The organism is Firmicutes bacterium HGW-Firmicutes-1, assembly GCA_002841625.1.
Classification (GTDB): domain Bacteria; phylum Bacillota; class Clostridia; order Lachnospirales; family Vallitaleaceae; genus HGW-1.
In genome coordinates, this window is record PHAG01000006.1 from 97,029 (window position 1) to 109,639 (window position 12,611).

General features: G+C 33.4%; 1 protein-coding gene (only partly in view). It reads left to right on the plus strand.

Annotated features, from left to right (window positions below; translation table 11 throughout):
• Nucleotides 1-12,611, plus strand: partial view of a hypothetical protein gene (locus tag CVU84_08030; protein ID PKM94864.1) — the 5' portion only. 4,654 nt of this gene lie beyond the right edge of the window; 12,611 of the gene's 17,265 nt are visible here — the first part of the coding sequence; the start codon lies at nucleotides 1-3; the stop codon falls past the right edge of the window.

Sequence of the window (12,611 nt, forward strand, 5' to 3'; positions counted from 1 at the left end):
ATGGGAATGAATTTGGGCGAAGGAAATTCCTGTTATTTAATTGGAGAGGCTTCTTTACTAATAAAATGTGGAGATATCTTATTAAATAATGGATTTTTTATTAAAGGTGTAATATCAAAGGAAGGCAAAATTTGTGAATGGGTAAGAAAAAATGATTTAAGCATTATTGATCCTAATGATGATTATATAAAAGTACTTAAAGAAGAACCTTTTGACTTCTTATTTAGTATTGTCAATTATAAAGTACTTAAAAAGGATGTGTTGGATCTTCCAGAGAAAATGGCAATTAATTTCCATGACGCCATTTTACCTAGATATGGGGGAATTCATGCTACCTCCTGGGCACTTATGAACGATGAGAAATTCCATGGTATTACATGGCACATTATGGAAGAAGGCGTAGATAAAGGGAATATTTTAAAGCAAAAGAAAGTGGATATTGACAACAATGAAACAGCTTTTTCTCTAAATTTAAAATGTTATATTGCTGCAGTTGAAGCCTTTGAGGAGCTCGTTGATGAGCTTTCATCAAATGCTTATAATGCAATTCCTCAGAACTTAGAAGAGAGAACTTATTATGCAAAAACAAAGAGGCCAGAAAATGGTGGAGTAATTTCTTGGCCAAACAGCGCCGAAAATGTGGATAGACTGGTTAGAGCAATGGATTTTGGTGGACAACCTAACAGCTTAGGCTGTGTGAAAATATTTATTAAGGGACATTTTTATATTATTTCTAAAACGGAGATAAAAAAATCAAGATCTAACGCTGCTAATGAAGGAAAAGTAATCAAGATAAATAGAGACTCATTGGTGGTTGGAACTACAACTTTTGATATTAGCCTCAAACTAACCACAATTATGGGCGAAGACTTAGATATACTTGAAATTGCTCATAATTACGAATTATATGAAGGCTTTTCTTTAGAAAACACGGAAGCTGACATTGAAGTAAAACTGAATGATTTATATGTTACAACAGGGAAACATGAAAACTATTGGAAAAAAAGACTATTAAATCTTGAAGTACCAATCGTGCAAGATATTATTAGAATGGATGATAAAAAAGAGGAAGACTTTTACATAAAGCATCAAATTCAAATACCAAATAATTTTATTAAGTATATAGATAGTATGAATAAGGGATTCAATAGAGCTGAATATATTTTCCTTGCAGTAAGTGCATTTATAGCTAGAATTGGAGAAAATCAGTCTTTTGATATTGGTTTTTCTAGTGAAGAATTAAAGCTGGAATTGGCAGGATTAGAAAACAAGTACTCTAATGTTATTCCATATAGAGTTGATATTATGGATACAGAAAGCATTGATGACCTATTTTCTAAGATGACCAATTATTTCGAAAACATCAAAAAGAAAAAAACCTATGCCTTTGAAATGATTTATAGACTACCTGAATTGCTAACTGAAAGCAGGAGAGGAAATACATTTAACATTCCTATTGTTGTCGAAGAAAGTAGAAACATAAATGAAAGTTTGGTTGATGGTGATTTAGTATTGTTGATAGATAAATCGAATATGAATTGTTGCATAAGCTTCAAAGGTAACAAGTATGTGAAAGAAAAAACCATTAGATTAATGGATAGATTATCAATTTTTCTAAATGAAATAGCTATAAATCCTAATACCCCTATTATGAAAATCAATATTTTATCAATTGAGGAGCACAATAAAATAGTTGTAGAATGGAATAATAACTATGTTGTTGAATATCCAAAAGAAAAATGCACGTATGAATTAATAGAGGAACAGGTTTTAAAAACTCCTGATAATATTGCTGTTATTTATGAGGATTCCCAACTCACTTATAGGGAGTTAAATACGAAGGCTGATCAGCTGGCAAGCTATTTGAAGGCGCAAGGAATAGAGGAAGGCAAGCTTGTTGGAGTATTTATGGAAAGATCAATTGATTTATTAGTAGCGCTAATAGGTATCTGGAAAACAGACTGCGCATATGTACCATTAGATCCAATTTATCCGAAAGATAGACTTTTACATATGATTGAAGATGCAGAGCTGCCACTCATCATAACTCAAGCCGATTTAATTGACAGGCTTCCAGAAACTACTGCAAAAGTGGTTCAAATTGACCTTGAAAAAGCGGAAATATTTAATGAAACGAATTTATTAGTTTCAGGTAAAAAAGGTAGAGGAAAGAAAAAGCTATCTACAAGAGATAGATTAGCTTATGTCATTTTTACATCTGGCTCTACAGGAAAACCAAAAGGAGTTGAGGTAACTCAACTTGGACTCACAAACTATCTTTGGTTTGTAGTAGAAAGTCAAGGATTTACTGAAAAAGATAAATTTATGGCACTTACAACAATTTGCTTTGATATTTCCTTATGTGAACTATTTGCAAATCTAATTAGAGGTGGACAGGTTGAAATACTTCCTACAGAAATGCAACGAGATCCATATCTATTAATGGAAAAAATAGAAAATAACTGGGCTACTGCAATTCAAGCAACTCCAGCTACTTGGGATATGCTTATTACAGTTGGTTGGGAAAAGAAGTTGCCATTGAAAATATATTGTGGTGGAGAAGCAATGAGCCCTGAGCTTGCAGAGAAGCTTATTGGACGTTGTAATGAACTTTGGAATATCTATGGGCCAACAGAAGCAACAATTTGGTCATCAATAAGTCATATTAAAACAACGAATATTACGATAGGTCATCCTGTATATAATACTCAATACTATGTATTAGATAAGAACTTAAATCCAGTACCTGAGGGAACACCAGGAGAGCTATTTATAGGTGGTGATGGTCTTGCTCGTGGTTATCTGAATAGAAAGGATATGACGGATGAAAGGTTTATTTCTAGCCCCTTTGAAAAAGAAAAAAGTGAAAGGATTTATAAAACAGGGGATTCAGTTAGATTCCTTCCAGACGGAGATGTCGAATGGTTGGGAAGAATTGATAATCAAGTAAAGCTAAGAGGCTTTAGAATAGAATTAGGAGAAATTGAAACCGTCCTTAAGCAACAAGCCGAGATAGAGAAAGCAGTTGTTGTTTTAAGAGAAGACAATGCTGGATTTAAGGGTCTATATGCCTTTATTTCAGCAGAAAAGGATTGTGAGATTTCTGTAAATACTAAAGTTGGTGAGAAATTGAAAGATTTTTTACCTAGCTATATGATACCAGGACATTATATTTATTTAAACCAATATCCTCTTACAATGAATAAAAAAGTTGATAGAAAGTCATTATCTACAATGACAATTGATGAGATAAAAAATAAATATGGTGATAAAAATAGAAATGATGTTGATGCTAAGGAAAAAGATGTTGGAGCAAAACTAGAGGCAATTCTAGAAGCTAAACAAGAAATAAAACAAGAAATAAAACAAGAAATAAAACAAGCAACACAACAAAACCTTGACATTGAAAGAAAAAGTGTTGAAGATACTTTGAAAAAAGACCTACTCAATTTAGCGGCTAGTGTTCTTAAAGTAGAGGTAGATTCCCTTGACTTTTTAACACCACTTGGTGAATATGGTTATGATTCAGTTAGCTTTACAGTATTAAGCATAAAAATGAAAGAAAAATATAAAGTAAGCATTAGTCCAGCAATTTTTTATTCTTACGCTTCGCTGGAAAAGCTAACAGAATATATATATAAAACGTACCAAAAGGAAGTAAACTTACTTTACGCACATATGATTGATGACAACATAATTGAAAAAGCTAAAGAAAAGGACCTTTTAATCGAGGCATTAGAAGTAGCTATAGCAATAGAAGAAAACGTGATTCATCTTCTTATGAAAGACTTAGGTAAACTAACTGCACAAGTAATAAAATGTGATGTTGATAAGATAGATTTTACAACGCCTTTAGGTGAATATGGATATGATTCTGTCAGTTTTACAGTGCTTAGCATAAAAATAAAAGGTAAGCTAGCAGTAACAATAAGCCCAGCAATTTTTTATTCATATTCTACTATAGAGAAGCTTTCAAATTATATTTTTAAGACCTATAAAGAAGTTATTTTAAAGACTTATAGTGACAGCATGATAGCGACAGACCCAATTATAAAGGATAATATTTCTAATATTTCTATTGAGAAAAAAGACACAGTAGTTCAATGGGGCACAGATGTTCATAAGAATACCGCTTACTACAGCAAAAACAGTGAGAAAGAACCCATTGCAGTAATAGGTATTGGAGGAATCATGCCTCTATCACCTAATATGGATGTGTTTTGGGACAATCTTGTGAATGAAATAGATATGATTACAGAAGTACCAAAAGATAGATGGGATCCTAATGGTTTTTATGGTGAGGATGCAAAAGCTGGAACAAGCGCTAATCCAATTAGAGCAGGCTTTATCGAAGATGTTGATAAATTCGACGCTGCTTTTTTTAGCATTTCCCCAAGAGAGGCTCAGTTAATGGATCCTCAGCAAAGATTGTTTATGGAAACTGTTTGGAAAACCGTTGAAGATGCGGGTTATAAGCCATCAGATCTTTCAAACTCAAAAACGGGAGTATATGTAGGGGTAGTTGCCACGGATTATTGGGATTTAATGTCACAAAATCCATTTAATATGGATACTTTTACTACCTCAGGAAGAATTAATTGTGTTATCGCAAATAGAATTTCCTATATGTTAAATTTAAGAGGACCAAGTGCCACAATTGATACAGCTTGTTCAAGTTCTCTTGTTGCTGTTCATCGTGCGGTTGCAGCAATGCAAGACGGATATTGTGATGGAGCAATTGTTGGTGGAGTAAATGTAATGGCAAATCCATTTTTCCATGTTGCAATCGGTAAAAAAGGAATGTTAAGTGCTGATGGACGTTGTAAAACCTTTGATGAAAGTGCAGATGGATATGTTAGAGCTGAAGGTGTAGGAGCAATCTATTTGAAGCCTTTGTCAAAGGCAGAAGCAGATGGTGATCATATCTATGCTATTATTAAATCCTCGGTAGAAAATCATGGTGGAAGAAGCAATTCCTTAACTGCTCCAAGTGCAGAAGCACAATCAGAGCTGCTTGTGGAAGCTTATGAAAAAGCAGGAATAAGCCCGGATACGATTTCCTATATTGAAACTCACGGAACAGGAACGAGTCTTGGCGATCCTATTGAAATCAATGCTTTAAAAGATGCCTTAAATAAAATGTATCAAAAGAAAGGCTCGGTTTCTAAAATAGGTTATTGTGGTGTTGGATCAGTAAAAACAAATATTGGTCATCTTGAAGCTGGAGCTGGAGTTGCAGGAATGCTTAAAGTACTCTTGTCATTTAAAAATGGAGTTTTACCTGGAAATATAAATTTAAATCAAATCAATCCATATATTGAGATTGAAGATAGTCCATTGTACCTTGTAAGAAATACGAAAGAGTGGACTAGGATTATTGATGATTCAGGGAATATGATTCCAAGAAGAGCAGGAGTGAGTTCTTTTGGCTTTGGTGGTTCTAATGCCCATGTTACATTAGAAGAATACCATAGTAGAAAAGAAGTAATAAGAGATGCTACACAGCCACAGTTGATTATACTATCCGCCAGAAACGAAGGCAGATTAAAAGCCTATGGAAAAGATATGGTAGAGTTTATCCAAAAAAATAAAGACATAAAAGAAATTTCCTTGCTAAACTTTGCATTTACTCTCCAAACAGGTAGGGAAGAGATGGATGAGAGACTGGCTGTGATTGTTCATTCTTTCACTGAGTTAGAAGAAAAACTTTGTAAGTATCTTGATGGAAAGAATAATATAGAGAATTTATTTACAAATAATATTAAAGGTAGTAAAAAAAGAACTGAATTATTGATGGAAGGGGATGAAGGGGAAGAATTTCTGAAAAATATTATTAAGAACAAAAAGCTTTCCAAATTAGCGCAACTTTGGATTATTGGAGTTGAAATAAACTGGGATGTTATATATGCAAATTGTAGACCAAAGAGGTTGCCACTACCAACATATCCTTTTGAAAAGGTTAGACATTGGATACCTGAAACACAAAACAACTTAAATAATACCAATAGGTTATCATCAAAGGCGCTGCATCCATTTATTGATAGCAATGAATCAACCCTTGAAGAACAAACCTATAAAAAGACTTTAAATAAATATGATGAAAGTATTCAGGATCATATTGCCAATAATGAGACTATATTTCCAGGAGTTGCATATTTGGAAATGGCTAGGGCAGCAGGTCAATTGGCCAATCATAAAGGCAAAGTGGTAAAACTTCAAAATAATGTATGGTCGAAAGCGCTTATTTTAAAGGAAAACCCAATTGATATAAGCATTTCCTTAAACCCAAGTAGTCAGGGAGTTGAATATAAAATTAGCTCTAAGGGAGTAGAAGGTAAATCGATTCACGCCCAAGGAAAAATTGAATATAAGAATGGATACGCTCAAGAGGAATTTCTGGATATTAGCTTACTAAGAGCAAAAATGCAAAATAGTCTTACGAAGGATGATTGCTATCATTTATTTTCAGAGTCGGGCTTTCAATATGGAAGAACGTATAGATCAATCAATCATTTGTATTATAACCAGTCAGAAGCACTATCACAGATTGAATTACCACAGGAGTGTAAAGCAAATGTTGAAAATTATATGTTGCCTCCAGCACTTTTAGATGGTGCACTTCAAAGTGTTATCGTATTTATTGGGAATTCATTTACTGAGACGGGAACTATATATATGCCATTTGCAATGGGAGAGTTAGAGATTTTAGGTGAGCTACCTGAAAAGTGTTTCTCTTATGCAATACAAACAGAAAACCAACAAGGAACAGGCTATAGTGTAAAGAAATTTGCAATATATATAACGGATGAAGCGGGGAAGGTTCTAGTTAAGATGAAGGATTTTTCGTTACGAGGACTCACTCCTTCAACGCCAATGAAAAGAGCTATTGAGAAGAGCCCTTCTATGAGTTATATGAAAAATAGTTGGGAATTATCTTCAATAGAAGCTGAAAGAGCACAAGATACTATTACAGGAAATATATTGGTTTTTGATGAAGGTGAAGAAGTATTCCAAGGTTTAATGACAAAGCTTAATGGCAATTCAGAGAGTACTGTTCTTGTAAAACCTGGCTTAGAGTATAAAGAACTTGAGGGAAATATTTTTGAAATAAACATTAACAATCAAGAAGATTATAGAAAACTATTTAGCACGCTTTTAAACAAGGAAATGATTCCTGACAATGTTTTACATTTATTGTCTAAGGAAAATTTGATTTGTGATAAAGAAAAAATAATGAACCAGCTTAACAGAAGCATATATTCTATGTTGTATTTGAGCAGGGCTTTACTTGAGCTAAAGTTAAGAAATAAAACAAAACTTGTTTATTTTCTTAGACCTGAAAGTATTGGATTATCACCTCAGCATTCAGCTATTAAAGGTTTCTTAAAAGGACTTGAAATTGAGAATTCTAGATTTAGCTGTAAAACAGTTGAAACTCTTCCAATTTCAAGCGTAGAAATGGTGACGCTATGCATGAATGAACTTGGAACCATTACCTCAACGAAAGATAAAGTAGTAAGATATGAAAATGGCAATAGATTTGTGTGTAAGTATGTAGACATATTAGAAGATATAGTGAAAGAGGCTAATAGTCTACCTATTGTAGAAGAAGGAGTTTATATTATTACAGGTGGTGCAGGAAGCCTAGGCTTTATATTTGCAGAATACCTAGCAAAAAAAGTGAAAGCAAAACTTATTCTTTTAGGAAGATCGGCTTTAAATGATGAAAAAGCCAAGAGATTAAAAGAGCTTGAAGCTCTTGGAAGTGAAATCACCTATTTAAATATTGATATTTCTAAGGTTAAAGATGTTGAGAGTATTCTAAAAGGGACAAGAAAAAAATTCGGTAAAATTAATGGAATTATTCATTGTGCAGGAGTAACGAAAGATTCCTTTATTTTCAATAAGACAAAGGGAGAGGTTGACGCAGTAATCGCTCCGAAGGTTTGGGGAACAATCTGGCTTGATGAATTAACAAAGGAGGATAAATTAGATTTCTTTGTTATGTTTTCTTCTATTTCCTCCATACTTGGAAATACTGGACAAAGCGATTATGCCTATGCTAATAGCTTTATGGATGACTATGCAAAAATGCGTGATGTTCTAAAGGGTGAAGGAAAACGCTTTGGAAAAACGCTAGCTATAGGCTGGCCATTTTGGAAAGATGGTGGCATGAAAATAACTGCTGAAACTGAAAAGTTTTTAACAAACACATTAGGAATATATCCTATGGAGATTGAGGAAGGCATCAAGGCTTTTGAGATTGGACTTACTCAGAAAGAAAATTATTTTATTGTTTTAAAAGGGTATAAAGAAAAACTTAACGCGTTATTAGGTATTAGCAGCATATGGATTAGCCAACCTAGTATAAGACAACAAGATAAAGTTGTGCCCAACATGATTTCAAGTGGGCATTATGAAGAAAAGCCTATGATCAACATGATTTCAAGTAGACATAATGAAGAAAAGCCTATGATCAATATGATTTCAAGTGGAAATAATAAAGAAAAAATCAATAACAATATGACTTCAAATGCACATATTGAAGAAAATATAATAAAAGCTTTAATCAAAATGACTTCTCAAATACAAAAGATAAATGAATCAGATATCGACGCTGAAGGAGATATTAGCGAATTTGGTTTTGATTCAATTGCATTTACGGAGTTTAGTAATCAGATAAATCAAGAATATGATTTAGGAGTTATGCCTTCCATATTTTTTGAACATCAAAACCTTAATTCTTTAGGAAAGTATTTGTATCAAGAATACAGAGAAACCTTAGAGAAGATATTTAACACTGCAAATACTACAGAAGTAGCAAAAGTAACAAATGTGGGCAGTGTTGCAGTAAGTGAAGCGATAATGACCTACGATGTTCCAACTAGTTTATATAAAAAAGAAATTGGTATCGATTTAAACGAGCCAGAGTATAAAGATCTAGAGGATAGATATCAAGATAATAGATATCAAGATAATAGATATCAAGATAATAGAAATCAAGGTAATAGATATCAAGATAATAGTAATCAAGATAATAGTGATCAAGAGAAGGGATTACTGGAAGCTGTAATTAAAGAACTAATAAATTTTACATCAAAGGTTCAAAAACTAAATATTAATGATATTGACGCAGAAGCTGATATTAGTGAGTTTGGGTTTGATTCAATTGCCTTTACTGAATTAAGCAATGAGATTAATGGAAAATACAATATTGGTATTATGCCATCAATATTTTTTGAGTATTCAACACTAGCTTCTCTAGCTAAATACTTAGTAAGTGATTATTATGAACAGCTAAAACAGATTCATAAAGGACATCAACAGAAACAAAAAGTAATTTCAAGGACGAATTCTCTGGAGATCAAGGATGAAAAAAGAGCAGTAATCAATAACGAGGGCTTTTTACCATCTTTTAGATTTAAGAATTCTTTTAATGAAAATAGCATTAATAAAAATAGCAGTACTGAAATTGTCTTAGATGAAGAAATAATAGATCAAAATGCAACTAAAACGAAAGAGGCGGTTGCGATTGTAGGTATGAGCGGTGTTATGCCTCAGTCAAAAGATCTTAAAGAGTTTTGGGGTAACCTTGAAGCTGGAAAAGATTTAATTACTGAAATTCCCAAGGACAGATGGGACTGGAAAGAAATTTATGGAGATCCAGTCAGTGAAGATAATAAAACAAATGTAAAGTGGGGAGGCTTCATGAAGGAAGTGGATAAATTTGATCCGCTATTCTTCGGAATATCACCAAAGGAAGCTGTTTTAATGGATCCACAACAAAGAATTTTTATGGAAAATGTTTGGAGATCCTTAGAAGATAGTGGATTAAAGCCCTCAGATATTTCAGGTACCAAAACTGGGGTTTTTATTGGTGCAGGTGCATGGGATTACTTATATTTATTAAAAGAAAATGATATCAATATTCAAGCACAGACCTCCTCTGGGGTTTCCTTTTCCATACTTGCAAATAGGGTTTCCTATTTACTGAATTTACATGGACCTAGTGAAACGATTGATACTGCGTGCTCTAGCTCTTTAGTTGCGCTTCATCGTGCAGTTGAACAAATTCAGAATGGAAATTGTGAAATGGCTTTTGCTGGTGGAATTAATGTAATGTTGAATCCTGCAATTTATATTTCACTTTCAAAGGCTGGAATGCTCTGTGAAGATGGAAGATGCAAAACCTTTGATAAAGCTGCAAATGGTTATGTAAGAGGAGAAGGATGTGGCGTTCTTTTACTAAAGCCTTTAAGTCAAGCAATTAAGGATAAAAACCATATATATGGTGTAATTAAGGGAAGTGCGGTTAACCATGGTGGTCATGCTAACTCACTGACCACTCCAAATCCAAATGCACAATCTGAGCTTATTCAAAAAGTGTGGAGGGATGCTCAGGTTAATCCAAGTACAATTACATATATGGAAACTCATGGTACAGGAACTAGTTTGGGCGACCCAATAGAGATTAATGGATTAAAAAAAGCTTTCGATCATCTTTATCAGGAATGGGATATAAAGGAAGTTGGAAAACCATATTGTGGGCTTGGAGCTGTTAAAACCAATATTGGACATCTTGAATGGGGTTCAGGGGTAGCAGGAGTTATTAAGGTTCTGCTTGCTATGAAGTATAAAAAGCTTCCAGCTTCTATCAATTTTAAGGAGCAAAACCCATATATTAAACTTGAAAATAGTCCATTTTATATTATTAATGAAACAAAGGAATGGGAAGCTTTAATTGATGAAAATAATATACCAATTCCAAGAAGAGCTGGAGTAAGCTCCTTCGGTTTTGGTGGTGTAAACGCCCATATAGCCATTGAAGAATATGAATATCCAGAAACTATTCAAATAGAAGATAATACACAAGAAGAGCTAGTTTTACTTTCCGCAAAAAACGAAGATAGATTGATAGATTATGCTAGACAAATGATAGCTTTTATTGAGGACAAGGTTGTTCAAACGACGTCTCAGGATTTAGATTACGAGTATATTTCTAGGCTAGTTCAAGATGAAATAAAATTGCTTACAGCTATCATTATAGATGTAAACAAAGCGGAAATAAGTAGCTTTGAGGAACTAGAAGATTATGGTTTTGATCTTGTTAGCTTAAATAAGCTAGCAGAAGATATAGGTAATAAATTCGAAATTGAGCTAAGTGCTAATGATATTGCTAGCTGTTCTACAATAGAAAATATTACAAAGTATTTATGCAATACATATTACCAGATATTAGCAATAAAATTTCCAAAAAACGATAATAGCAGTAGTAGTGTAAGTGAAATAAATTATAACATTAGCCTAGCAGATATAGCCTATACCCTTCGTAATGGTAGAGAAGAAATGGATGTAAGGTTAGCTATGGTTGTTCATAATGTAAAAGAATTAAAAAACAAACTTGAGCAGTTTGTGAATGGCTCTGAAAAGATTGAAGGAGTATCAATTGGCAATAAAACCGATAAATCAAAAATTGATTTTCTAATTTCAGGGGAAAAAGGAAAAGAATTTATTAGTGATTTACTCAAAGACGGGAAGTTATTAGAAGTAGCTCAGTTATGGGCAACTGGTGCGAAGATTGAGTGGAGTAAGTTGTATAATAATGAGCTCAGAGTGCCGATATCGCTTCCAACTTATCCCTTTGCAAAGGAAAGATATTGGATAACTGATTATATGAGTAATCAGTCAGGTGCTTTAAATAGAAAAGGGATCGTGAAAAAACTTCATCCTCTTGTGGATATAAACTCCTCCAACTTTTATGAACAAAGATTCACTACAGTTCTGAATAAAAATGAGTTTTATTTAAAGGATCATGTTGTTGATGGTCAAAGCATCTTTCCAGGAGTTGCATATATTGAAATGGCTAGAGCTGCAGGACAGATGTGTGGAGCAGGAAGAGTATCGAAAGTTTCTGATATTCTCTGGGCCAAGCCAATTATTGTTGATCAAGAGTCTAAAGAAATTCATATTAGTCTTTTGCCAGATGGAGAGGATGTTGAATATGAGGTTGTATCAATGAACGAGGATAGTAGTAGAACTGTATATTCTCAAGGTAAGCTAATAATGGATACAGGTGAAGAAAATGATGCTATTGAATTCATTGATATTGAAGAAATAACAAGTAGATGCAATGTAAAGAAGCCAGGTGATTGGATCTACAAAACGTTTAAAGAAATGGCCTTCAACTACGGCGAAACTTTTCAACCAATTAAAGAAATCTTTTGCGGTGAAAATGAAGCACTTGCTAGGCTGGAAGTATCGGATAGTTTAACAGAAGATTTTGATGAATTTATATTACATCCAGCTCTAATGGATGGTTCTTTACAAACAATTATTGGTATGAATAATTCAGGTGTTGGGGGTGGAGAAATTTATCTACCTTTCACAATGGGTGAAGTGGAAATAATAAAACCCTTGGAAAAAGAATGCTATGCCTATGGGCAAATGATTGATGAAATTGGAAAACACAATTCGAATATAAGAAAATATAACATTCAAATTACTGACACCAGAGGACGAGTACTGGTAAAAATAAATGACTTTGTAATGAGAGCCATTGTTCTAAGTGAGATCAAGAAAGAGGAAGAAGTTCATTACTATCACAGCCAATG